This window comes from Streptomyces auratus (assembly GCF_050433025.1).
GTDB lineage: Bacteria > Actinomycetota > Actinomycetes > Streptomycetales > Streptomycetaceae > Streptomyces > Streptomyces sioyaensis.
Window position 1 is genome coordinate 2,205,911 of record NZ_JBNGCB010000003.1, and the last position, 22,869, is coordinate 2,228,779.

Annotated in this window: 26 protein-coding genes; 16 read left to right on the top strand and 10 right to left on the bottom strand. The window is 72.7% G+C overall.

From position 1 onward, the window contains the following. Positions 1-4: 4 nt before the first annotated feature. Genes BKA18_RS29325 through BKA18_RS29340 form a run of 4 tightly spaced genes read left to right on the top strand, consistent with a single transcriptional unit; the run spans position 5 to position 4,174 of the window. Complete coding sequence (locus BKA18_RS29325; protein WP_366045758.1) at positions 5-694, top strand: TenA family protein; 690 nt, start codon at positions 5-7, stop codon at positions 692-694. Between the two features lie 26 nt (positions 695-720). Beyond that, entirely contained in the window at positions 721-2,133 is a 1,413-nt protein-coding gene (locus tag BKA18_RS29330; protein ID WP_366045759.1) for an MFS transporter, read from the top strand. Further along, positions 2,133-3,332 (top strand): FAD-dependent monooxygenase, encoded by a 1,200-nt coding sequence (locus BKA18_RS29335; protein WP_366045760.1) that lies wholly within the window; start codon positions 2,133-2,135, stop codon positions 3,330-3,332. Before BKA18_RS29330 ends, BKA18_RS29335 begins: the two co-directional genes overlap by 1 nt. Beyond that, a complete protein-coding gene (locus BKA18_RS29340) occupies positions 3,329-4,174 on the top strand; it encodes an NAD(P)H-binding protein (RefSeq protein WP_366045761.1) in 846 nt (281 codons plus the stop codon). The genes BKA18_RS29335 and BKA18_RS29340 overlap by 4 nt, the downstream gene beginning before the upstream one ends. Positions 4,175-4,332: 158 nt before the next feature. On the opposite strand, the gene BKA18_RS29345 is transcribed toward BKA18_RS29340, so the two are convergent. The 6 genes from BKA18_RS29345 to BKA18_RS29370 are packed head-to-tail and all read right to left on the bottom strand — an operon-like array spanning position 4,333 to position 9,866. Then, positions 4,333-4,704 carry a SchA/CurD-like domain-containing protein gene (locus BKA18_RS29345; RefSeq protein ID WP_366045762.1) on the bottom strand — a complete coding sequence of 124 codons (372 nt, stop codon included), beginning with the start codon at positions 4,702-4,704 and terminating at the stop codon, positions 4,333-4,335. 2 nt (positions 4,705-4,706) lie between these two features. Next, positions 4,707-4,904, bottom strand: a complete 198-nt coding sequence (locus tag BKA18_RS29350; protein ID WP_006602379.1) for a ferredoxin — start codon at positions 4,902-4,904, stop codon at positions 4,707-4,709. Between the two features lie 8 nt (positions 4,905-4,912). Next, positions 4,913-6,121: a cytochrome P450 gene (locus BKA18_RS29355; protein ID WP_366045763.1), complete on the bottom strand. Its 1,209-nt coding sequence runs from the start codon at positions 6,119-6,121 to the stop codon at positions 4,913-4,915. 34 nt (positions 6,122-6,155) lie between these two features. After that, positions 6,156-6,830, bottom strand: a complete 675-nt coding sequence (locus BKA18_RS29360) for a TenA family protein (RefSeq protein WP_366045764.1) — start codon at positions 6,828-6,830, stop codon at positions 6,156-6,158. Between the two features lie 23 nt (positions 6,831-6,853). Then, entirely contained in the window at positions 6,854-8,695 is a 1,842-nt protein-coding gene (gene asnB, locus BKA18_RS29365; protein WP_366045765.1) for an asparagine synthase (glutamine-hydrolyzing), read from the bottom strand. A gap of 31 nt (positions 8,696-8,726) precedes the next feature. Continuing rightward, positions 8,727-9,866 (bottom strand): nucleotide disphospho-sugar-binding domain-containing protein, encoded by a 1,140-nt coding sequence (locus tag BKA18_RS29370; RefSeq protein WP_366045766.1) that lies wholly within the window; start codon positions 9,864-9,866, stop codon positions 8,727-8,729. 226 nt (positions 9,867-10,092) lie between these two features. Between BKA18_RS29370 and BKA18_RS29375 the strand changes: the two genes are divergently transcribed. From BKA18_RS29375 to BKA18_RS29430, 12 genes are all read left to right on the top strand, one after another. Further along, complete coding sequence (locus BKA18_RS29375; protein ID WP_366045767.1) at positions 10,093-10,776, top strand: SDR family NAD(P)-dependent oxidoreductase; 684 nt, start codon at positions 10,093-10,095, stop codon at positions 10,774-10,776. A 115-nt stretch (positions 10,777-10,891) separates the two neighbouring features. After that, complete coding sequence (locus tag BKA18_RS29380) at positions 10,892-11,227, top strand: TcmI family type II polyketide cyclase (RefSeq protein WP_366045768.1); 336 nt, start codon at positions 10,892-10,894, stop codon at positions 11,225-11,227. Next, complete coding sequence (locus tag BKA18_RS29385; RefSeq protein WP_235447671.1) at positions 11,224-11,652, top strand: cupin domain-containing protein; 429 nt, start codon at positions 11,224-11,226, stop codon at positions 11,650-11,652. Before BKA18_RS29380 ends, BKA18_RS29385 begins: the two co-directional genes overlap by 4 nt. Beyond that, on the top strand, positions 11,649-12,935 hold the full coding sequence (locus BKA18_RS29390) for a beta-ketoacyl-[acyl-carrier-protein] synthase family protein (RefSeq protein ID WP_366045769.1): 1,287 nt from the start codon (positions 11,649-11,651) through the stop codon (positions 12,933-12,935). The genes BKA18_RS29385 and BKA18_RS29390 overlap by 4 nt, the downstream gene beginning before the upstream one ends. Continuing rightward, positions 12,932-14,182 (top strand): ketosynthase chain-length factor, encoded by a 1,251-nt coding sequence (locus BKA18_RS29395; protein ID WP_006602369.1) that lies wholly within the window; start codon positions 12,932-12,934, stop codon positions 14,180-14,182. The genes BKA18_RS29390 and BKA18_RS29395 overlap by 4 nt, the downstream gene beginning before the upstream one ends. Further along, positions 14,179-14,439, top strand: coding sequence for an acyl carrier protein (locus tag BKA18_RS29400; RefSeq protein ID WP_093486106.1), 261 nt, complete (start codon positions 14,179-14,181; stop codon positions 14,437-14,439). Before BKA18_RS29395 ends, BKA18_RS29400 begins: the two co-directional genes overlap by 4 nt. 2 nt (positions 14,440-14,441) lie before the next feature. Beyond that, positions 14,442-14,909 (top strand): SRPBCC family protein, encoded by a 468-nt coding sequence (locus BKA18_RS29405; protein ID WP_366045770.1) that lies wholly within the window; start codon positions 14,442-14,444, stop codon positions 14,907-14,909. A 12-nt stretch (positions 14,910-14,921) separates the two neighbouring features. Then, positions 14,922-15,383, top strand: coding sequence for an anthrone oxygenase family protein (locus BKA18_RS29410; protein WP_366045771.1), 462 nt, complete (start codon positions 14,922-14,924; stop codon positions 15,381-15,383). 45 nt (positions 15,384-15,428) lie between these two features. Next, positions 15,429-16,181, top strand: a complete 753-nt coding sequence (locus BKA18_RS29415; protein WP_006602365.1) for an SDR family NAD(P)-dependent oxidoreductase — start codon at positions 15,429-15,431, stop codon at positions 16,179-16,181. Beyond that, entirely contained in the window at positions 16,181-16,540 is a 360-nt protein-coding gene (locus BKA18_RS29420) for an antibiotic biosynthesis monooxygenase family protein (protein WP_366045772.1), read from the top strand. The genes BKA18_RS29415 and BKA18_RS29420 overlap by 1 nt, the downstream gene beginning before the upstream one ends. Beyond that, complete coding sequence (locus tag BKA18_RS29425) at positions 16,537-16,839, top strand: antibiotic biosynthesis monooxygenase family protein (RefSeq protein WP_006602363.1); 303 nt, start codon at positions 16,537-16,539, stop codon at positions 16,837-16,839. The genes BKA18_RS29420 and BKA18_RS29425 overlap by 4 nt, the downstream gene beginning before the upstream one ends. Before the next feature lie 43 nt (positions 16,840-16,882). Beyond that, on the top strand, positions 16,883-17,005 hold the full coding sequence (locus BKA18_RS29430; protein ID WP_281424964.1) for a hypothetical protein: 123 nt from the start codon (positions 16,883-16,885) through the stop codon (positions 17,003-17,005). Between the two features lie 66 nt (positions 17,006-17,071). On the opposite strand, the gene BKA18_RS29435 is transcribed toward BKA18_RS29430, so the two are convergent. The 4 genes from BKA18_RS29435 to BKA18_RS29450 all read right to left on the bottom strand — a co-directional run bounded on the left by BKA18_RS29435 (position 17,072) and on the right by BKA18_RS29450 (position 22,727). After that, complete coding sequence (locus BKA18_RS29435; protein ID WP_366045773.1) at positions 17,072-18,445, bottom strand: FAD-dependent oxidoreductase; 1,374 nt, start codon at positions 18,443-18,445, stop codon at positions 17,072-17,074. A gap of 75 nt (positions 18,446-18,520) precedes the next feature. Next, complete coding sequence (locus BKA18_RS29440; protein WP_366045774.1) at positions 18,521-19,153, bottom strand: PadR family transcriptional regulator; 633 nt, start codon at positions 19,151-19,153, stop codon at positions 18,521-18,523. 183 nt (positions 19,154-19,336) lie between these two features. Further along, the gene (locus BKA18_RS29445) at positions 19,337-20,857 is read right to left on the bottom strand and encodes a right-handed parallel beta-helix repeat-containing protein (RefSeq protein WP_366045775.1); all 1,521 of its coding nucleotides are present in this window, start codon (positions 20,855-20,857) and stop codon (positions 19,337-19,339) included. A gap of 823 nt (positions 20,858-21,680) precedes the next feature. After that, the gene (locus BKA18_RS29450; protein ID WP_366045776.1) at positions 21,681-22,727 is read right to left on the bottom strand and encodes a LacI family DNA-binding transcriptional regulator; all 1,047 of its coding nucleotides are present in this window, start codon (positions 22,725-22,727) and stop codon (positions 21,681-21,683) included. Positions 22,728-22,869 lie beyond the last annotated feature (142 nt).

Below are 22,869 nucleotides of genomic sequence, written 5' to 3' on the forward strand. Positions count from 1 at the left end.
CGCCATGCTCTCCGACGACCTCGCCGAGCTGGCCGCCCCGGTGCTGCGCGACGTGCTCGACCACCCCTTCTGGGCCGGGCTGCGCCAGGGCACGCTGCCCGGCGAGGCCCTGGTGCGCTTCGTGGAACAGGACACCGGTCACCTCCTGCCGTGCTACGGGCGCGCCTTCGCCCGGTGCGCGGCGCTCACCGCGGACGACGGCGACCTCGTCCTGCTCTCCCGCTGCGCCTTCGAGACCGTCGCCTCGGGCCCGCGACTGCGGGCGGCGCTGGCCGACTTGGCGCCCGCACTCGGGGTGCGCCGGCCCGATCCGGCGGCCGGCGCCCACCACGCCGCGCGCGTCCAGTGCGCCACCGTGACCGCGGCCGCCGCCACGTCGTGGGCGGCCGGCCTCGGCGCGCTGCTGCCCTTCATGCTCTTCCACCTTGAGGTCTGCCAGGACCTCCGGGCACGACAGCGCCCGGACTCCCGTTACGTGCCCTGGCTTGCGGCCTATCTGCCCGGTGACGGCGCGCGGTACGCGGTGCGCGCGGTGCGGGAGCTGGCCGACCGCTTCGGTGCGACGGCGACGCCCGCCGAGACCGCGGAGACGGCCGACTGGTTCCTGCGCGGCGCCCGCTGCGAACTCGCCTTCGCCGACGCCGCCCTCGACGACGGCCCGGCCCCCGCGGTACCTGCTCCTTCTCCCTGTTGAGCCCGTCCACCACCACGAGGTCCGCCATGAAGCAGACGTCACCCCCCGGCCTGTCGCCCGACGTGGCCGGCCCGCCCTCCCGCAGTACGACCTCCCTGGTCGCCGCGCTCGTCCTCGCGGCGGTCGCCTGCCAGTTGTGCATCTCCATGCCCACTCCGGCGCTCCCGGACATCGCCCGGCGGCTGCACGCCGACACCGCCGCCGTGGGCCTCGCCCAGGCCCTGTTCTTCCTCCTGGGCGGGCTGCTCTCGGTGATCATGGCGGCCTGCAGCGACTACGGGCGCACCCGGGCCCTGATGATCGGCGCACTGGCGCTGGCCGTCGTCGGGGCGCTGGTCGCGGCGGCCGCCCCGACGATGGCGCTGTTCGTCCTCGGCCGGACCGTGCAGTCCACGGCGACCGCGGTGTTCCCCCTGGCGCTGCGCGTCATGCGACAGACCCTGGGGCCCCGGCAGTTCGGCCGTGCCATGGGCCTGATCACCGCCGCGAACGGCGGCATCGTCGGGCTGGACGGCCTGCTCTCCGGATGGCTCACCGACCGGTACGGCTACCGGTCGGTCTTCCTGGTCATGGCCGCGTTCGGGGTGCTCACCGCGCTCGTCGTGGGCCGGACCGTACCGGAGCCGGAACGCGTGGCGACCGGCCGCCTGGACTGGCTGGGGCTCACCGTGCTCGCGCTCGCCCTGGCCTGCGTGGAGCTGGGCATCGGCATGGCCGCGAGCGCCCCGGCGGGCGGCGTGGCGGGGATGCTGGTGCTCGGCGCGCTGCTCCTGGTGGCGTTCTGGGCCATCGAGCGCCGGCGGCCGAACGCGCTGCTGCCGCCGCAGTACCTGAAATCCCGTCAGGCCTGGCCCGTCCTGCTCACCTCGATCCTCGTCACCATGGGCATGCTCAGCACCATCAACTTCGTGATACCGGTCTTCAGTCAGAACCACGACGTCGGGTACGGCCTCTCGGCCACCGAGGCGGCGCTGCTCTTCATCGTGCCGGTGTGCCTGGTCAACGTCTTCCTGGCGCCCGCCGTCGGCACGCTCGCCGCCCGTGTGGGCTGGCGCCGCATCCTGCGCATCGCCACCGCCCTGACGGTGCCGGTGCTGGCCGCCCTCGCCCTGGGCCTGTCCTCGCGCGGGCTGGTGCTGGCCCTGGTGGTCCTCGTCGGCTTCGGCCTCGCGGGGGCCATGACGCCACTGAACGGCCTGAGCGCCCTGCTCGCCGCGCCGCAGAGCCCCAGCCTGCTGCCCGGCGTCAACTCGGCCGCGTACGGCGTGGGTTCGTCCCTCGGATTCGTCCTGGCCGCCCAGCTCGTCGGACCGGCCGGGGCACACTCCGCGGACGGCTACCGTGCAGCACTGTGGATGGCGGCCCTCGTCATCGCGCTCGCGTTCGGCGCGTCCCTGCTGATCACCGGACGTCCCGACGCGCCCGGCGAGCGGATCTGATGGCCGCCGACACGCCCGGCCACCCCTTCGCGGTGGTGGTCGGGGCCGGCATCGGCGGGCTGGCCGCGGCGGCCGGCCTGACCCGGGTGGGACGGTCCGTACTGGTGCTGGAACGCGCCGCGGCCCTGCGGACCGAGGGCGCCGGCATCTCCCTGCTGGCCAACGCCCAGCGGTCGCTGGACCAGCTCGGTGTGGGCAGCCGGATCAGGCAGCTGGCCGCCACCATGCTGCCGGGCGGCGAGGGCGTCCGCACCGCCGGGGGCCGACGGCTGATGAAGCCCACCGACCCCGCCTTCGTACGCCGCCACGGGCTCTCCACCGCCGTGCTGCCGCGGCCGGACCTGCACCGGACCCTGCGCGACGCGGTGCCCGCCGCACACGTGCTGACCGGCGCCGAGGTCACCGGCGTGGCGCGGCGGAGCGACGGCACCGCGCTGGTGCACTACCGCCGCGGCGGGGTCCCGGCGAGTGTCCCGGCACAGGTGGTCATCGCCGCGGATGGCCTCAACAGCCGCCTGCGCCGGCAGCTGTGGCCCGCCGCGGCGCCCCCGGTCTACAGCGGGCACAGCGTCTGGCGGGGGATCGCGGAGATCGACCGGGAGGAGCCCGGCGGGACGACCTGGGGCCGCGGCCAGGAGTTCGGCAGGATGCCGCTCGCCGACGGCCGGGTCTACTGGTACGCCGTCGCCAACACGCCCGAGGGGGAGCACCACATGGACGAACACGCCGAGGTGGTACGCCGGTTCGGCACCTGGCACCGGCCCCTCCCCGACCTGCTGGGCCGCACCCCGCCCCGCGCCGTCCGCCACGACGACATCTTCGAACTCCCCCTCCCCCTCCCGCCGTTCGTCTCCGGACGCACCGCGCTGCTCGGCGACGCCGCACACGCGATGACCTCCGACCTCGGGCAGGGCGCCTGCCAGGCCCTGGAGGACGCCGTCGTGCTGTGCGCCGCGCTGGCCGCCCACCCGGACACCGACGAGGCCCTCGCCGACTACGACGCGCGCCGGCGCCCCCGCGCCCAGGCGATCGTGGCGGCCTCCCACCGGGTGGGCCACATGAAGCTGCGCGAGCAGTGGTGGCAGGTGCTGATGCGCAACGCCCTGACGACCCTGGCGCCCCCGAGGACGGGGGAGGCCGCGCTCGCCCGGATCGGCGACTGGCACCCGCCGGAACTCCCCACGGGAGCCGCCCGATGATCGCCGTGATCGGAGCCACCGGAAACGTCGGCCGCCCGCTCGTGGCCGGCCTCCTGGCGCGCGGCACGCACCCGCGGATCCTGACCCGCGACCCCGGCCGCGCCCCACTCGCCCCGGGCGCCGAGGCCGTCGTAGGCGACCTGGCCACCCCCGGCTGCGCCGACGAGGTACTGGCCGGTGCCGACGCCGCCTTCGTGGTGACGGCCGGCCCGGAGGCGGCGGCCCACGACCGGGCGATCGCCGAGGCCGTCGCGCGCCACGCGGTGCGGCACGTGGTCAAGGTGACCTCGGTGGCGGCCCTGCCCCCGGTGCACGACTCCTACGGAGCGGCCCACGCCGCCGCCGAGGACGCCTACCGCGCCACCGGCGCCCGCTGCACCTTCCTGCGCCCGGCCGCCTTCATGTCCAACACCCTCCAGTGGCACTGGTCGATCACCGACCGGTCCACCGTCTTCCAGCCCTTCGGCGACCTCCCCCAGGCCGTCGTGGACCCCGCCGACGTCGCCGAGGTCGCCCTGCGCGTGCTGACCGCCCCCGCCCTCGGCGGCCGCGCCTACGCGCTCACCGGCCCCGAGCCACTGACACCCCGCCAGCGGGCCCGCCGCCTCTCCGACGCCCTCGGCCGCCCCCTCACCTTCGTCGACGCGCCCCCCGAACAGGCCCACCGGGCAATGACCGACGCCGGCCTGCCGGCTGCCTACGTCGACGGACTCCTCGCGTCCCAGTCCGATCCCGACCCGGCCCGCGGCGGGGTGCCGCTTGCCACTGTGCGGGAGATCACCGGCCGCGCGCCGCGCACGTTCGATGCGTGGGTGGCGGCGCATCTGCATCTGTTCAGCTGACCCGGGGCGGGGAATTCCCGGCCCGCCCGTCCAGAGCCCGCCGGCCCTCGCCGGCGGGCTCCACCACCTCCCGCCACCGGGTGCGCCGGTCCCGGCCGCGCACACCACTCCGCCCCGGCGGTCACGGACGGCCGGGGCGGAGGAAGCGGGCGGCGCCCTCAGTCGCGCGGAACCCCGATCTGGGTGACGCACCGCAGCAGGCTCTGCCGGAAGGTGCGGACGAAGCCCTCGACGCTGTCGGTGTCGCGCGGCGTGTTCAGGTACGGCTTCAGGCGGCGTTCCACCTCCTGGACGCCGGGCTGGTCGGCCATGTGGCGGGCGACGGCGTCGAGGTCGCCCTCGTACTCGATGACCCGCACCAGGGTCGCGTCGCGGACGAACACCGCGGTGGCCAGGAGGCGGGCGGCCGGTGTGCCCCCGGAGGGCCCGGGCACCGACGGTGACCCGACCCGGCGGAAACCGGCGAAGACCTCCGCCACTTCGTCCTCGCACCCGGGCCGGATGTCGTAGGTCAGCGCGGCGAACGGCACCGCTACTCCTCCTCGTCGAGGTGGATCGAGCGGGTGGGGCAGCTGCGGGCGGCGTCGCGTACGGCCGCTCGGGAGCTCTCCGGCGGCTCCGGGTCCAGGACGAGGACATGGCCGTCGTCGTCCTGGTCGAAGACGTCCGGAGCCCGGTAGACACACAGACTGCTGACGGTGCAGGTGTCTCGATTGGCGGTGACGCGCACGGTTCCTCCTACCAGGTGACGGGGATCTCGGTGAAGCCCTCGGTGAATCCGCCCAGGCCGCGGGGGAGTTGGTCGCCGGTGACCGCGAGCCGCAGGTCCGGCAGCCGTTCGAGCAGCGACCGGGTCGCGACCTGGAGCTCCATGCGGGCCAGTGCGGCCCCCGCGCAGTAGTGGAGCCCGGCGCCGAACGTCATGTGGTGGTTGTCCGTACGCCGGATGTCGATCTTGAACGGTTCGGGGAACACCTCCTCGTCCATGTTGGCCGACTCCTCGGACAGCAGGACGCTGGTGCCCTTCGCGATCACGGAACCGTCCGAGAGCGGGATGTCCTCCACGGCGTACCGCAGCGTGCCGATCGAGGAGCCCATGATCTGGGTCCGCAGCAGCTCCTCGACCGCGCCCGGCACCAGCGACCAGTCCGCCTGGATCTCCTTGACCAGGTCCCGGTGGTGCAGCAGCACCGCCGCGCTCGCGCCGATCTGGCTGGCGGTGGTGACATACCCGGCGATCAACAGGCCCTGGGTCCAGAACTGCAACTCGTGCTCGGAGAGCCGGTTGTTGTCCTCGTCGCGGGCCTTGATCAACCCGCTGACCAGGTCGTCGCCGGGGGTCGTGCGCTTGCTGTCGATCAGCTCGCCCAGGTAGCGCCACAGCCCGTCACGGCACTGCTGCATCTCCTCGACGGGCAGCTTGCTGACGGACAGGAAGCCGTCGACGAGGTACCGGAACCGGTCCATGTCCGCCAGCGGTACGCCGAGCAGCCGGCAGATCACCCGGATCGGCAGCGGGAAGGCGAACGCCTCGTTGAGGTCGAGCGGACGGGGCCCGGCGGCCATCGCGTCGATGAGCTCGTCGCACACGGCCTGCGCCACCGGGCGCAGCGCCTCGACCCGGCGCGCCGTGAAGGCCCGGGTCACCAGCCCGCGCACCCGGATGTGGTCCGGCGGGTCCGGGTTGATCTTCGGGTCGGCGAACAGCTCGTTGTCGGCCGAGATCCGCGCGACGTCCGGGCGCTGCTTGCGGGAGATGTTGCGGCTCAGCCGGTGGTCGGCGAAGAGGGAGCGCACGTCGGTGTACCGGGTCACCATCAGCGCGCGGTCACCGCTGGGCAGCATCACCTCGACCGCCGACCGGCTGCGCAGACCGCGCAGCGCCTCGGGTATCTCCATCGGCGGGGACCAGGGGAACGGGTAACGGACGGGGGAAGGGGAAGACATCGACGTCCTTGCCTCTCATGGGGTGGGAGCGGGGTCAGGGCCGGACGGGCCAGTCGGGACGCGCCCAGGCGCTCTCGGCGAACGTCCACTCGTAGCGGACGCTCAGCGAGAAGAAGTCGGTGAGTTGGGCGCGGTCGCGGTCCGAGCCCTGTTGCGCGATCTCCTCGGCGACGCTCAGATAGCGCTCGACGACGCGCGCATAGCCGTCCGCCGGCTGGTACAGCGCGGCCCACGGCGCGTAACGCGAACCGGGCGCGCAGCGCCGTGCCAGGTCGGCGGAGACCTGGTGGTTGAACCACGCCATGGGCAGCAGCGCGCCGATGGCGGCGGCCGGTGAGGTGGTCGCCGCGGCCTGGAAGAAGGAGCAGTGGGCCCGGGCGAGCGGGTCCGCCGGCGCGTCGGCGGCCGGCGCGCGCAGGCCGAGGTCGGGGGCGAGCTTGGTGAAGGCTTCCCGCAGCCGGTCCCGGGCTTCAAGCGTGCCGACCGCGGCCCGGGCGAAGAACACCGCGTGCGCGTCGTCGGTCGCGGTCGCGGCACACCGCGCCAGCGCCCGCCCGTACGCGGGCAGCAGGTGCCCGGTGTCCTGTTCGACGAAGTGCGTCAGCGCCTCACCGGGGAGCGAGCCGGACCGCAGCCCGGCCCAGAAGGGATGGTCGAGCACCTCGCGCAGCACCGGATCGGCCATCGCGATCAGCCGGTCTCGCAGCATGGGAGCTTCCTCTCGGGTAGGGGTCACAGCGCCAGCCGGACGTGGTAATGCCGTAGCCAGGCGTCGAGTTGGAGCACCATCTCCACGTCGCGGCGCTCCCCCCAGCCGGTGGTGCGCACCGGCCGGCCCTCGGCCAGCAGCCGCCGGGCGGCCGGCACGTCGAGCAGCGGGCGCACCGGGGAGTGCGGATCGGCGACCAGCTCCGCGAGCCGGTCGCGCAGCACCTGCCCGTAGCCCGGGTCCTGGGTGATCGGGAACGGGCTCTTGGGGCGGCGCAGCACCCGCTCCGGCAGCAGCCCGGCCAGCGCCGCGCGCAGCGGGCTCTTCTCCTCGCCGCCGTACCGCTTCAGCCGCCAGGGGATGTTGAAGGCGTACTCGACGAGCCGGTGGTCGCAGTAGGGCACCCGCACCTCCAGCCCCACCGACATGCTCAGGTGGTCGTTGCGGGTCAGCAGCAACGGCAGCCACCGCGTCATGTGGAGGTAGCCGACGCGACGCAGCAGGGCCTCCCGGGCGTCCTCGCCCGGCACCTCGGGAACCTCGCGCACCGCCTCGGCGTAGCGGTCCGCGGAGTAGCCGGGCACGTCGACCTTCTCCAGCAGGGAGCGGTCCAGCAGCCCGGTGCTCATCCCGTGCGGGGCGACTCCGAACCCCATCGTGACCCAGGGGAAGTTGCCGCTGTCCACCAGGTTCTCGTCGCTGAACGACCGGTACCCGCCGAAGAGTTCGTCGGCCACCTCGCCCATCAGCGCCACCGTCGAGTGCTGCCGGACGGCCCGCAGCAGCAGGTACAGCGAACGGTCCATGTCCGGGGTGGGCCGGGGCAGGTCCTGCGCCGTCATCGCGGCGTGCCCCACCACCGGATCGGCGAGGTCCTCGGTGCGCAGGACGACCGGCTCGTGGTCGGTCCCGACGAAGGCGGCGACCTCCGCGGCGTGCGGGGCGTCCGGGCTGTGGTGCCAGAAGTCCTGGCGGAAGCGCTCCGCGTGCCCTTCGAAGTCCACCGCGAAGGTCCGCGGGCGCTGCCCGTGCCGCGCCGCCAGCGCGACGATCGCGCTGGAGTCCAGTCCGCCGGAGAGCAGGGTGCACAGCGGGACGTCGGCCACCAGGTGGGACGCCACCGAGTCGGTCAGCAGCCCCCGCACGGTCTCCACCGTCGTCGGCCAGTCGTCGGTGTGCGCGCGTCCCGGCAGCGACCAGTAGGCGCGCTCGCGGAACCCGCCGTCCCGGACGGTCAGCACGTGCCCGGCCGGCACCTGCCGGATGCCGGAGTAGATGGCGTGCCCGGGCGTGGCGAGGTACGACAGCAGCTCCGCCAGCCCCTCGCCGTCCACCGCCGAGTCGACCAGCGGGTGGGCGAGCAGGGCCTTGACCTCCGAGCCGAACAGCAGGCCGCGGCGGGTCGGCGCGTAGTACAGCGGCTTGACCCCGAGCCGGTCGCGGGCCAGCAGCAGTTCCTGTCGCCCGGTGTCCCACACCGCGAAGGCGAACATCCCGTCGAAGCGGTCGACGCAGTGCTCCCCCCATTCCAGGTAGGCGGCCAGCACCACCTCGGTGTCGCTCGACGTACGGAAGGTGTGGCCGCGGGCCGCCAACTGGCCGCGCAATGCACGGAAGTTGTAGATCTCGCCGTTGTAGGCGAGGACCGCCCGCACGGTGCCGTCCCGCTCCGTGGTCATCGGCTGCCGGCCGCCCGGCGGGTCGATCACGGCCAGCCGCCGGAAGCCGAGCGCGACCCGCCGGTCGGCCCACACCGCCTCGGCGTCCGGCCCGCGGTTGGCCATCGCGGCCACCATCGTGCGGACCGTGCTGCCGTGCTCGGTCAGGTCCCGCTCGAAGTCGATCCACCCGGCCACTCCGCACATGTCGTCCCCTCGTCAGTCGTCTGAAGGCCGCTCACGCCGGCCGGCGGGCAGCGGACACCAGGTCGCCGACGCGTGCGGACGGCGGAGGCTGGCGACGCATCTCCTCTTGAAGGCGACGGGCGCACGCGCGCACGGCGCCGTCCGCCAGCAGCCGCCGGCACTCCTCCCGCAGCCGCTCCGGCGTCGCGTCCGCCGCCGGCAGCAGCCGCCCGGCACCGACGCCCGCGACCGCCCCCGCATGCCCCGCGTGGTCCGGCAACTGCGGTACGAGCAGCAGCGGGACCCCGTGGTGCAGCGCGGTGAGGACGGTGCCGGCGCCGCCGTGCGCGACCACCAGGTCACACGCGTCCAGCAGGCCGTGCAGGGGCGCGTCCACCACCACCCGCACGCCCTCGGGCAGCCGGCCGAGCAGCGGCGCCTGTGCCGCCGAGACGGCCGCCACCAGCTCCACGCCCAGCGGGTGCAGCGCCCGCACCACTTCGGGGAGGAGGAACCGCCGGGCCGACAGCTTCGCCATCGTGTGCCCCCACGTCACGCACACCCGCGGTCCGGCCGTCTTCGGGAGTGTGACCGGCCGGCCACCGCCGTTGAACGGCACATACCGCACCGGGACGGCCGGCGGCGCGGTGGCCGGCCGTAGCGACGGGGGAGTGGGATCGACGGTCAGCGCGCCGAACGGGTCGACGGCGTCCAGCCCGTACCGCTCGGCCAGCGGCGCCAGCAGCCCGGGCAGCACGTTCCCCGCCCGGGCCAGCAGATCCGTCCCGTACAGGTGCCGCACGGCCGGCACCCCCTGCACGGCGGCCGCCAACGGGCCGGCCAGCGCGGTCGGTTCGTAGACCACGACGTCCGGGCGGAAGCCGGCCGCCAGCGCGACCAGCCCGTCGGTCATGGACTCGGCGTGCGCGAGGAACATCTCCGCCGCCCGCGGGCCGCCGCCCCCGCCGGCGCCGGGCCGCGGTGCGCCGATCACATAACGGCGCACCATGGCCACCGCGTCGACATCGTGGCCGACCACGGCCGCCGGCAGCCCGCACCGGCCGATCTCCTCGGCCAGCGCCGGCTGGCTGGCCACGAGCACCTCGTGTCCGGCGGCGCGGCAGGCCCACGCCTGTGTCACGAGTGCGTACAGGTGCGACGGCCAGGCCCAGGTGGTGAACAGCAAGCGCATCTCGGTGCGTCCCTTCCCGCCGCGGTTGCGGCCATCGTGTGGCGCGCTGCTCGTGGCGGGCTCGAAGACCGCTGGGCACCGAGGTGGGCGCCGCCTCACCGGGCGTCGAGCCCGCGCGGGGATCGTGGGCGCCGCTCCGCCCGGACACATACCTCGTCCGCACACCCCACCCGTCCGCACACCCCACCCGTCCGTACACCCCACCCGTCGTACAGAGGGGAGACCGGTGACGACCCCCCGCACCGCCCTGGTCACCGGGGCCAACCGCGGCATCGGACTGGCCACCGCCCAGGCGCTGTACCGCGCCGGATGGCGTGTCGTGCTCGCCGCCCGGGACCGGGACGCGGCACGGGCCGCCGCCGCCGAAACCGGGCCACACGCCATGGGAATAGCCCTCGATGTGACCCTGCCCGAGAGCGTGGCGGCCGCCCGCGACGCGGCCGGACCGGTCGACGCGCTGGTGAGCAACGCCGGCGTGCTGCTGGACGCCGGGTACGACCCGCTGACGGTCCCGGTCGACCTGGTCCGCGCCACCCTCGACGTCAACGTCCTGGGCGCCTGGCGGGTCTGCCAGACCTTCGTGCCCGACATGGTCCGCGCCGGCTGGGGCCGGGTGGTCCTCCTCTCCAGCGGCACGGGCACGTTCACCCAAGGGCTGTTCACCGGCACCCCCGGCTACTCCCTTTCGAAGACCGCGGTCAATGGGCTCACCACGCTGCTGGCCGCCACGACGCGCGGCACCGGTGTGCTCGTCAACGCGGTCAACCCCGGGCGCACCCGGACCCGGATGATGCCGGACGCCCGGGGCACCGTGCGGGACGCCGCCGACGACGTCGTGGCCGCCCTCGGGCTGCCCGACGACGGCCCCACCGGGGTGCTGTTCCGCCGCGGGCGGATCGTCGGCTGGTAGCGCAGCCACCCCACCGGACACCGGCTCCACACCCGCTTGATGTCAGCTCCAGCCGGCTTCCAGACCGCTCTGCGACGGTCGGCCTACGAGCCCACGCACCCCTGAGGAGGGCGCTGTGCACCGCACGCTGATCGTCGCCAGGCTGAAGACCGACGACCCCGCGCGCATCGCGGACGTCTTCGGCGCGTCGGACGCGACCGAACTACCGCACATGGTGGGCGTGTCCCGCAGGACCCTGTTCACCTTCCACGACCTGTACTTCCACCTCGTCGAGGCGGACGAGGACATCGGCCCGAACCTCTACCGGGCGCGCAGCCACCCGCTCTACTCCGACATCAACACCCGGCTCTCCGCGTTCGTCTCGCCGTACGACCCCGGCTGGAAGGAACCCAAGGATGCCATGGCGTCCCCGTTCTACGTCTGGACGGCGGAGCAGGGGAGGATCGGGTGACCGCGGAGCTGCCCCGCAGGCTGAACGCCGCCGACGTCGCCGCCAACCGCCGCCGGGGCGGTGAGCTCCGGGTGACGCTCAGCCCCCGGACCGTCGGCTGCACGTCCGGTTTCGGCGGCGTGCTGCACCTCGCCCCGGGTGAGGTCGTCACCGAGCACTACCACCCGTACTCCGAGGAGTTCCTCCATGTGGTGAGCGGTGCGCTGGAGATGACGATGGACGGCGAGCCGGTCGCGCTCGCCGCCGGGGACTCGCTGTTCGTGCCGATCGGGGTGCGCCACCGGCTGGTGAACGTCGGGGACGAGCCCGCCACCGGCGTCTTCCACCTCTCGCCGCTGGCGCCGCGCCCCGAGCTCGGCCACGTCGACACCGAGCCCGTCGTCGCCGCCGCCGAGCCCCATCCCGACGTCCGGGCGGACCGGTGAGCGCTGAGAAGGCGGTCATCACCGGGATCGGGGTGGTGGCACCGGGCGCCGTCGGGCGGGAGGCGTTCTGGGAGCTGCTGGCCGCCGGCCGCACCGCCACCCGGCGCATCACCGGCTTCGACCCGGCCGCGTTCCGCTCCCGCATCGCCGCCGAGGTCGACTTCGACCCGGGGGCGTGCGGACTGACGCACCAGGAGGTCCGGCGGATGGACCGGGCGGCGCAATTCGCCGTCGTCGGCGTGCGCGAGGCCCTGGCGGACAGCGGGCTGCGGATGCCGGCGGCCGACCCCGGGCGGGTGGCGGTCTCCCTGGGCAGCGCCGTGGGGTGCACCACCAGCCTGGAGCGCGAGTACCAGGTCCTGTCCGACGACGGGCGGAACTGGCTGGTCGACCACACCTACGGCGTGCCGCACCTCTACGGCTACATGGTGCCCAGCTCGCTGGCCGTGGATGTGGCCCGGGAGGTGGCGGCGGAGGGGCCGGTGGCGCTGGTCTCCACCGGATGTACCTCGGGCCTGGACGCGGTCGGGCACGGCGCCCAGCTCATCGAGGAGGGCTCCGCCGACGTCGTCCTCGCCGGGGCGACCGACGCGCCGCTCTCGCCCATCACCTCGGCCTGCTTCGACGCCATCCGGGCCACCTCGCCCAACAACGACGACCCCGCGCACGCCTCCCGCCCGTTCGACGCCGACCGCGACGGCTTCGTCCTCGGTGAGGGCGCGGCGGTCCTGGTCCTGGAGCGGGCCGGCGCGGCGCGGGCCCGTGGCGCGCGGGTCTACGCGGAGATCGCCGGCTTCGCCAGCCGCAGCAACGCCCACCACATGACCGGACTCCGCCCCGACGGCCGCGAAATGGCCGAGGCGATCACCACCGCGCTGCGGCGGGCCCGCCTCGCGCCGTCCGATGTCGACTACATCAACGCCCACGGCTCCGGCACCCGGCAGAACGACCGGCACGAGACGGCCGCCTTCAAACGCAGCCTGGGCGCACGCGCCTACGAGATACCGGTCAGCTCCATCAAGTCCATGATCGGGCACTCGCTCGGCGCCATCGGGTCCCTCGAGGTCGCCGCGTGCGCCCTCGCCCTGCGCGAGCAGGTGGTGCCGCCGACCGCCAACCTGCATACCCGGGACGCCGAGTGCGACCTCGACTACGTGCCGCTGACCGCCCGGGAGCACCGTATGCACACCATCCTGAGCGTCGGCAGCGGGTTCGGCGGGTTCCAGAGCGCGACCGTGCTGGCCCGCCCGGGCACGGGACACACCAAAAGGGGGCGGCCGTGACCACCCCCCGCGCAGCCGTTGTCACCGGCATCGGCGTGATCGCGCCCACCGGCCTCGGAACGGACGCGCACTGGCAGGCCGTGCTGGCGGGCAAGACAGGCATCGGTGCCCTCGGCCGATTCGACCCCTCGCCCTACCCGGTCCGGCTGGCCGGCGAAGTACCCGGCTTCGACGCCCTGGAGACGCTGCCGCGCCGGCTCGTCCCGCAGACCGACCGCTGGACCCACCTGGCCCTGTGGGCCGCGCAGGCCGCGCTGGCGGACGCCGGCATCGACCCGGCCGCGCTCCCCGAGTACTCCATGGCAGTGGTCACGGCCAGTTCCTCGGGCGGGACCGAGTTCGGGCAGCACGAGATGGAACGCCTCTACCGCAACGGCCCCTCGTGGGTGGGCGCGTACCAGTCGATCGCCTGGTTCTACGCCGCCACCACGGGGCAGATCTCCATCCGGCACGGGATGCGGGGGCCGTGCGGGGTGCTCGCCTGCGAGCAGGCGGGCGGGCTCGACGCGATCGGCCAGGCCCGGCGCCTGCTGCGGGACGACGTCCAACTGGTCGTCACCGGCGGTACGGACGCCTCGCTGTGCCCCTACGGCCTGACCGCCCAGCTCTCCGGCGGCCACCTGTCCACGGTGGAGGACGCGGCCCGCGCCTACCTCCCCTTCGACCAGGACGCGAGCGGAGCCGTACCGGGCGAGGGCGGGGCGATCCTGGTCGCCCAGGATGCCTCGTCCCTCCCGGCCGGCGCCGGGTACGGCGTCATCGCCGGCTACGCCGCCGGCTTCGACCCGCCCCCGGGCTCGCCCCGCCCGCCGGTCCTGCGGCGCACGCTGGAACGCGCCCTCGACGACGCCGGGACCGCTCCCGGCGAGGTCGACGTCGTCTTCGCGGACGGCAGCGGGGTGCCGGAACGCGACCGCACCGAAGCCCGGGCGATCGGCGCCGTCTTCGGGCCGCACGCGGTGCCGGTGACGGTGCCCAAGGCCCTCACCGGACGGCTCTACGGCGGCGGCGCGGCACTCGACGTGGCCACCGCGCTGCTCGCGCTGCGCGACGGCGTCATCCCGCACACGGCGGGCACCACCCGCCCGGCGCCCGGCTACGACATCGACCTGGTCACCGGGGCCCCGCGCTACCGGCGACTGCGGGTCGCCGTCGTCCTCGCCCGCGGGTACGGCGGCTTCACCTCGGCCATGGTCCTGCGCCGGACCGGGGCCGGCGGGAACGACGAAGGAGAGGAGACGGCATGAGCGGCTACACGCTGGACGAGCTGCGCGTGGTGATGCGGGAGAGCGTGGGGGTGGACGAGTCGGTGGACCTGTCGGGGGACATCGCCGACGTCACGTTCTCCGACCTGGGCTACGACTCGCTCGCCGTACTGGAACTGGCGAGCCAGGTACAGCGCGCGGTGGGCGTCCCCATCGCCGACGAACTGGCCCTGGAGGCGCCGAGCCCGGGCGCCTTCGTGGCCTGTGTCAACCAGGCACTGACCGAAGCGGGGAGTTGAGCATGTCCGGACACGTCGACAACACCATCGTGATCGACGCACCCATGCCCCTGGTGTGGCAGATGACCAACGACGTCGCCTCGTGGACGACGCTGTACAGCGAGTACGCGGAGGCCACCGTGCTGGAGCGGGAGGGCAACCGCGTCCGGTTCCGGCTGTCGTTGCACCCCGACGCGAACGGCACGACATGGAGCTGGGTCTCGGAGCGGATCAGCGACCCGGTCGCCCACGTGGTGCACTCCCGCCGTGTGGAGACCGGGAACTTCAAGTACATGTGGATCTACTGGGAGTTCCTCCAGGAACACGACGGCGTGCACATGCGCTGGGTCCAGGACTTCGAGCTCAAGCCCGGTCTGCCGATGGACGACGCCGCCATGACCGCCCGGCTGGACACCAACAGCGGCACCCAGATGCGGCGCATCAAGGAGCAGATCGAGACGGCCGCCCGGCGCACCGCTGCTCCCCACTGAGCAGGGGCGGACGTGACGGCCCTCGTCGTGCCCCTGGTCCTGCTCGCCAACGGCCTGGCGGCGGGGGTCCTGGTGGGCACCCAGCTCGGCGGCTGGCCCCTGCTGGCCGCCCTGCCGCCGCGGCGCTACGTCCACGCCCACGCCTTCTTCGCCACCCGCTACGACCCGTTCATGCCCGTGTGCTTCCTCGGCACGGTGCTCGGCGACGTCCTCCTCGCCGCCTGGGCACCGCAGACCGCGGCCCGCTGGGCGTTCGGCGGGAGCGTGCCGCTGGTGCTGGCGGCCGTGGTCATCTCGGTCACCAGGAACGTGCCGGTCAACCGGTGGATCCGGTCGCTCGACCCGGAGGCGCTGCCGCCGGACTTCGCCGACCGGGACCCCCGCGCGCACTGGGGGGTGTGGAACCGCGGCCGCTGCGTCCTCGCCGTCGCCGCGCTGCTCGCCAACTGCCTGGGATGCGGCCTGCTGCTGTGAGCGGGCGCGCCGTCTCCCACCACATCTCACGAAGGGAAGGCTGCTGTGCAACTCCACCTGGAAGGTAAGAAGGCCCTGGTCACCGGCGGAACCCGGGGCATCGGACGCGCCGTGGTGCTGGCCCTGGCCCGGGCGGGGGCGGACGTCGTCACCTGCCACCGCCAGGAGGGCGATGCCGTCGCCTCCCTGGAGAGCGAGTTGAAGGAGACCGGCGGCAACCACCATGTGCTCCGCGCCGACCTCACCGACCCCGGCCAGATCGCGGGCCTGCTCCGGGAGTGCGCCGACCGGTTCGGCACCCTCGACGTCGTCGTCAACAACGCCGGAGCCATCAGCCATGTGCCCTACGGCGACCTGACGCTCGCCGAGTGGCAGCGGATCATGGACACCAACCTCACCGCCGCCCACCTGGTCATCCAGCACGCCCTGCCGATACTCGGCGAACGCGCCTCGGTCATCAGCCTCGGCTCCAAGTCCTCCGAGGTCGGCATCCCGCTGCGCGCGCACTACACCGCCACCAAGGCGGCCCTGCGCGGCCTGACCCGTTCGCTGGCCAAGGAGTTCGGCCCCCGCGGCCTGCGCTTCAACGTGCTCGCCGCCGGCGTCATCGCGACCGAGGCGCTGGACGCGATGAGCCCGGAGCAGGCCGAGGCGATGCGCGCCCGCTACGGCGCCAAGACGGCGCTCGGCCGGCTCGGTACCCCGGACGAGATCGCCGGGGCGGTGCTCTGGCTGGCCAGCGACCTCTCCAGCTACGTCACCGGCGCCACCCTCGCCGTCGACGGGGGGATCTCCTGATGGGCGCGGCGACGCAGCCGTTCCGGGTGATGCTGCGCATGCAGATCAAGCCGGGCATGGAGCAGGACTTCGAGAAGGTCTGGCGGGACGTCGGCGCGTCGGTCACCTCCCACCCCGCCAACCTGGGGCAGTGGCTCTCCCGCAGCCTCGACGAGGCAGGCGTCTACTACATCGTCAGCGACTGGGTGGACGAGCCCCGCTTCCGGGAGTTCGAGACCAGCCGCCGCCACCTCGACCACCGCCGCCATCTGCACCCCTACCGCAGCGATGGCTCGATGACCACGATGACGGTCGTCGCCCACCTCACGGCGGACCCGGGCGCGCCGGCCACCCACCACGACTGGGAGGCCGTGGAATGAGCGACGAGGTCCGGGTGACCGTCCGGCACGTCGCCGAGGACCCCGAGGCGATCGAGAGCGCCTACCACCAGGTCAGCAAGGAACTGGCCGGTGTGGCGGGCATGCTCGGCAACGAGCTGTGGCGCGGACTGGGCGACGACGGCGTCTTCGTGGTCGTCAGTCGCTGGCGTGACGTGGCCGCCTTCCGCACCTGGGAGGCCGGCGCCGCGCACCGCGACAGCACCTCACCGCTGCGCCCGTTCCGGGACCACGACGGAGGCCGCCCGTTCGAGATATTCCATGTCACCGCGGCCTACTGACCGCTGCGGATGCCCTGGGGCAGCCGTGCCGCCGTGGCGCGACGTGGCACGCGCCCTGCTGAACCTGCTGGTCGTCCTGGGGCACTCCACCGCATGGCTCGTGGGGGTGCCGCTGCTCCCGCCGCCGGAGGAGGAGCCGGAGCCCGGCGACCCGCGGGCCGGGTGATCCGTCCGGAACACGCGGCGGTCCCGCGTGTTCCGGACGACACGCCCCGGGGGGCGGGCCGGTGGGTCAGTCCTCGTCCTCGCGGCCGGCACCGCGAAACGAGCTCTCCGCCAGGACGATCTTCCGCTTCATCGGCGGCAGATGGTTCATCGTGCGCATCGCGGTCCGCATCCCCGTGCGGGCCAGGTTGCCGATCAGATCACCCTTGTGCATGACGGAGTGACCGTCCATCTGCGCACGGGACTTGATGACGGCGTCCCAGGCGTACGACGTCATGGTGCTCTCGTACTGGCCCACCGCATCGAGCAGGGACAGCTCGCCGCCGCTCGCGGCGACCAGCTTGCGGGTGAGCAGCCGGGCGTCGCGCAGCGCGGTGTTGGCGCCCACCCCGCGGCCCGGCGTCATGGTGTGGATGGCGTCACCGATCAGCGTGACGGTGCTGGGCTTCCACGGGTCGATCGGCTCGGACGTCCGGATCACCAGCGGGAAGCTGCTGTCCGGGTCCCCGAGCGAGAAGATCCGCCGGAAGTCGGGGTGCCACGACGCGGTCTTCTCCTGCACCAGCTGCTGGATCCGGGCGCCGCGCATCTGCGTGACGTCCTTCGGCAGCCACTTCTCCGACGCGGCGAAGCCCCACATGATGTAGTCACGGCTGTTGTCGTAGAGCATCCCGGGCCAGGCGCGCAGCGCCTCCGCGTCGGTGCTGCCGATGCCCTGCTTCGGCCTGCCGTCCTCGTCCCACTTGAAGCGCATCACATGCAGGATGCACATGAACCCCTTGGGGCCGTGCACCATGGTGACGCCCTCCATCACCTCCTTGGGCAGCAGCGCCCGGGTCTCGTCGGTGAGCGGCGTCTTGCCGGTGATACCGATCAGCCCGGTGTCGACCAGCTTGGCGTGCGGCAGATACTGCTGGCGGACGGCGGAGTTGGCCCCCTCGGCGCCCACGAGGAGATCGCCGGTCGCCGAGTCGCCGTCCGCGAAGAACGCGGTGACCCGTCCGTCGTCGTGCTGCTCGTAGTGGGTGAAGCGCTTGTCGAAGTGGACGACGTCCTCCACCCCCGTCAGCAGCACCTGACGCAGCGTCATACGGCTCACCGACTCGTCGGCGTCGTCCTCCGACGGCTGGTCCTCCGCCTTCAGCACCTCGGGTCCGGCAGAGAAGAGGAACTTCTTCTCATGCGTCATCTGGTTGCCGTAGACGGGTCGCCGGGCGCAGGTGGTGAGGAAGGTGTCGTACAGCTCCGGTGACAGGTTGGCCCGCAGCGCCCGCTTGCCGTCGGCGTCGATGCCGACCCGGTAGCCCTGCAGACCGTCGCGGCGGGTGCGGTCGCGTTCGTACACCGCGACGCTGACGCCCGCCCGCTTGAGGCCCTGCGCGAGGCAGAGCCCGCCCGTACCGGCGCCGATGATGATGACATGCAAAGGTAAACCGGGCATTGTGGTCTCCCATTTCGTCATGTGTGAAAGGCGCGTCGGCGCCGTGGTCGGGACCCCGCCCAGGGCGTGAACGTCCTAGCGGGTGGGGGCGCCCTGGCGGTCGTGGGCGGCCGCCATGGCGGCGAGCCACTCCTTGGTCCAGCTGATGCGCCCGGAGCGCAGATCTGCGATGACCGATTCCACCCAGTCCAGCTCCGCGGCGGTGGTGGCCCGCATGCACTCCATCTCCAGGGTGAACAGCCTGCCCCATTCACCCGACGCCGCGATCTGCGTGTCGAGCCGGGCCAGTTCGGTGGCGAGGTTCGCCTGCCGCTTCTCCAGTTGTTCGGCCACCTCGCCGGGTTCCAGCAGGGGGACGAACGCCATGGCGGCCAGGAACTCGGGGTATTCGCGGGTCGGAGCCGCCAGCGCGTCGAGCATCCAGTCGCGCCACACGGCACGGCCCTCGTCGGTGAGCGCGTAGAGCGTCCGCTCGGGGCGGTTGTGCTCGCGGCTGCTCTCCCGTATCTCGATCAGGGCCTTGCGGTGCAGACGGTCGATGGTGCGATAGAGGCTGGCCCGCTGACCCACGTTGACCACTTCGCCCTTGCCGCGGTCCTTCATCAACCGCTGCATCTTGTAGGGGTGCATGCCGGGCTGCTGCTGGTGGTCCACCTCGGCCAGCAGGGAGAGCACCGCCAGAGCCAACGTTGAGCGCCTGTACGTCATAGTATCCAGGTTACTAGTCAGGGAGCGACTAATTCAACCTCCGTCCGGAGCTGGGCGGGCGCCGCATGGCGCACACACGCGTGTGGCCGGTGGGCATGCCCACCGGCCACACGCGAAAGGTCTGGCGCCGCCCCGCTCATGGGGACGGCGCCCCTGCGCCGTACTGCGTACGGTCCGCCCCGGTTACATCCCGGGCCCCTGGTACGCCCCCATGTTCGGGTGCGCGGCGGGGACGCGGTTGCCGAAGAAGTCGCGCGCCGCGTCCTGGGGCAGGCGTACGCCGCTGCCCAGCGCCGGCGAGGACTTCTTCAGCTTGTACCCGGCGGCGTCGTCGATGGACGTCGCGGAGCCGGGGTCGACCAACTTCGGGTCACCCACCACCCGCTGCGCATCGGCGGGGACCGACGAGATGTTCTGGTAGAGATTCCCGGTGAAGGTGCTGGTGGTGTCCTTGAACGCGGAGCCCCCGGGCTTGCCGACGAAGATGTTGTTCGCGACCAGCGGGGTGTCCGGGCTGATGTTCCACCACATCGTGTCGGCCGTAGGGGCGTAGACGGTGTTGCCGTAGATCGAGATGTTCGTCTGCTTGGTGCAGGCCAGGATGATCACGCCACCGGACACGTCGCGGTCGTTCTGGCTGATGTTGTAGCGGATCGTGGGCTTGTCCGACGGCAGCCCCTCGACCGAGCAGATGAGCATCAACCCGCCGTTGTCGTGGCTGACGTTGTACTGGTACAGGTCGCCGACGTCCGCGCCGTCGACGTCGAAGGCGAACGCCCCGAACTTCCCCGCGTCCCCGCCGCCGATGGTGTTGTACTGCATCGTCGTGTAGTCGGAGTTCCACGCCCAGATGCCCGCGTGGTCGGTGGTCGCCTTCAGGCCGAATCCCTCGACGGTGTTGTGCTGGATCATCGCGTGCTGGCCGTTGGTGATGTTGATCCCGTCACCGCCGAGCCGGCTGAGGTGATTGCGCTCCACCACGATGCCGGTGTCGGGGCCGTAGGCGCTCCCCGGCCCGCTCGGGTAGAGCGCCCGGCGCGCCCAGAGCGACGACGTCCCGATCCCGATACCGCTCACGTCGCGCAGGGTGTTGTCGGTGACGGTGATGCCGGAGAAGGAGGTGACTTTCCCGGAACCGGTCGCGTTGAAGACGATCCCGCCGCCCGGCTGACCCGGGTTGGTGCAGTCACAACCGGCCACGTCGTGCACGTAGTTGTCGTCGAAGACGTAGTGCGAACCGACGCCGAAGTCCGTCAGCTCGACGTAGATCCCGGTACGGGGGTCGGTGACATTGCCGCCCGGGTCGGAGATGTCGAGGCCACGGATCTCCCAGCCCTCGACGTTGTGCAGGTAGACGGCGGCGCGCGCGTCGGAGGCCACCAGCTTCGGCCGGGCGCCGGATCCGTAGGACCCGACCGCGATCGGCTTCTTGTCGGAGCCCGACCCCTGGGGGACCAACTGCCCCTGACAGGTGGAGCCCTTACGGAACAGGATCTTGTCCCCGGGGTGGAAGACGACGCTGTTCACCTTCTGGAGCGTGCGCCAGGCCGTGCCGGCCGAGGTGCCGCTCTTGGCGTCGTCCCCCGAGGAGCAGTCGACGTAGTAGGAGGTCCCGCCCGTTGTCTGCTCGGGCGCGGTGGCGTCGGTCGGCGCGGCGCCGGTTGCGGTGCCGGCCGAGCAGGCGAGTATGAGGGCTGAGATCAAGGCAGTCGCGGTCTTTCGCGCATTTAACACGGAACTCTTCGCTCCCCCATGTCGTGTTTCCGAGGTTCCGGGCGCGTCTTCGTTCGATGTGTCGTTCCGGTGCCGGACCGTCCCGGCGTGGCGGTGGCCATCGACGTGGGGCGCCGTGTCCCGTGCCGGAGAAGACACTGCCCGAAAAGTGCTGGAAAGAACGGCTGGTTACCGCCTTTCCGGATGGCGAACGCAGAATACACGATTGCCGGCCATTTGCACCGTGGGAAAAAGGAATTATGTCGCCGGGCGCCCTGACGTGCGAATTCTTCGGAGAAGTGCGGGGGAATTGTTTTCCGGTTTATCTCGGCGGAAACTTCCATCGTCACATGCCCCCCTTGAGAGCCGCTCGGATTCCGCTGAGTCGCGGTCTGGCCGCACCGATCCGGCGCTCATGTCGCGGCGGGCACTCTTGCCGGCGGGCCGTGTGCTGTGCCTTCGGGGCTGGTCGGCGCCGGTCGCACCGGAAGTCGGGGGCGTGCGGGGCGGGTTGAGGCGAGAGAGGGTGCGGGAGGGGCTGACGCACGCCCCTGTGACTCCCGGCTTCGCGCCCGAGAGCGTCGGGCCTGTCGCCGGCGCGTGTGGTTCTCGGCCAGGTCGACGTTTCCGTACGGGCGGTCAGTTGAACCGAGGACAGTGAACTCCGGCCCGGCTGCGGGGGGCTGCGTCCGGGCTGTGCGGCTGCGGGCCGGTAGGGCGGTGCCGGTCCCGGCCGGCGCGGCCCGCGGTACGCCAAATGGCTGCGGGCACCGATGAGTTGACCGTCTCGGGCCCGCTCGGCGCGCGACGTCCTCTAGGGCCTGTCCTCACGCCCCGCCGCCGGCGGCGGTCCCGTGCTGCCGCGGGGGACGAGTTCGGTCGGCAGCACGATGTGGCGTTCGTGGGCGCCGTCGGAGTTGTCGATCACCGACCGGGTGAGGCGTACGGCGGTACGGCCGAGTTCCACGGCGGGCTGGGCCAGCGTGGTCAGGCCCAGCACTCCCGCCATGACGTGGTCGTCGAAGCCCATGACCGAAACCTGCCCCGGTACCGAGACGTTGGCCGCGCGCAGTGCCGCCAGCAGCCGGAACGCCAGGTCATCGGTCTCGGCGAACAGCGCGGTCGGCGGGTCCTGGAGGCTCATCAGCCGTCCCACGGCCGTGGCCATTCCGGCGCCCTTCCAGTCGGGCACGCTCATCACCAGCGAGGGATCGTGCTCCAGTCCGGCGTCGGCGAGGGCGCGCAGATGTCCGGCGAGCCGGTTCTTGCTGCTCCAGGCGAAGCCGGTCTCGTCGAACGTCTGGAGAAAGGCGATTCGCCGGTGCCCGAGATTGATCAGATGGCGGGTGCCGCGCAGGGCGGCGTCCTCGTCGTCCACATAGACACTGGGGCGCCCCGGTGCGTGCTGGCTGACGAAGATCAGGGGCATCCCCAGATCGTCCAGCCGGGCGCGTTCGGCGGGGGTGAGGGCGAAGCTCACCACGAGGAGGGCGTCGGCGTTACGGCGGGCGGGCAGCCGGTCGAAGAAATCGGCCCGCTCGTGCACATCGGTCACGCTGTACACCAGCAGGTCCAGGCCCGCCTCGCGCAGCGCGGGCGCCATCCCGGACAGCGCCGAACTCAGAAACCACGAAGCCAGGTGGGGCATGAGGACGGCGACCCGGCCGGTGCGGCCGGTGACGAGGCTGGAGGCGCTGCGGGTGATCGCGAACGAGAGCTCGCGGGCTGCCGCTTCGACGCGGGCGCGGGTCGGGTCCGAGACGGTGGACAGGCCGCGCAGCGTGCGCGACACCGTGGACACCGAGACCCCCGCCCGATGGGCCACGTCGGCCATCGTGGCCTCGCTCCGAGCTGAGGACATGCCGGGACGCTAGCACAAAATGGCGATGACAGCGTTGCCAAGTGATCCCCACACGAAATCTGCTGTTCACGACCCGTTGACCTGACGACAAGGCCACTTCTAGCCTGCAAGCGCTGTCATCGGTGACAGCCAAGACGTGAGG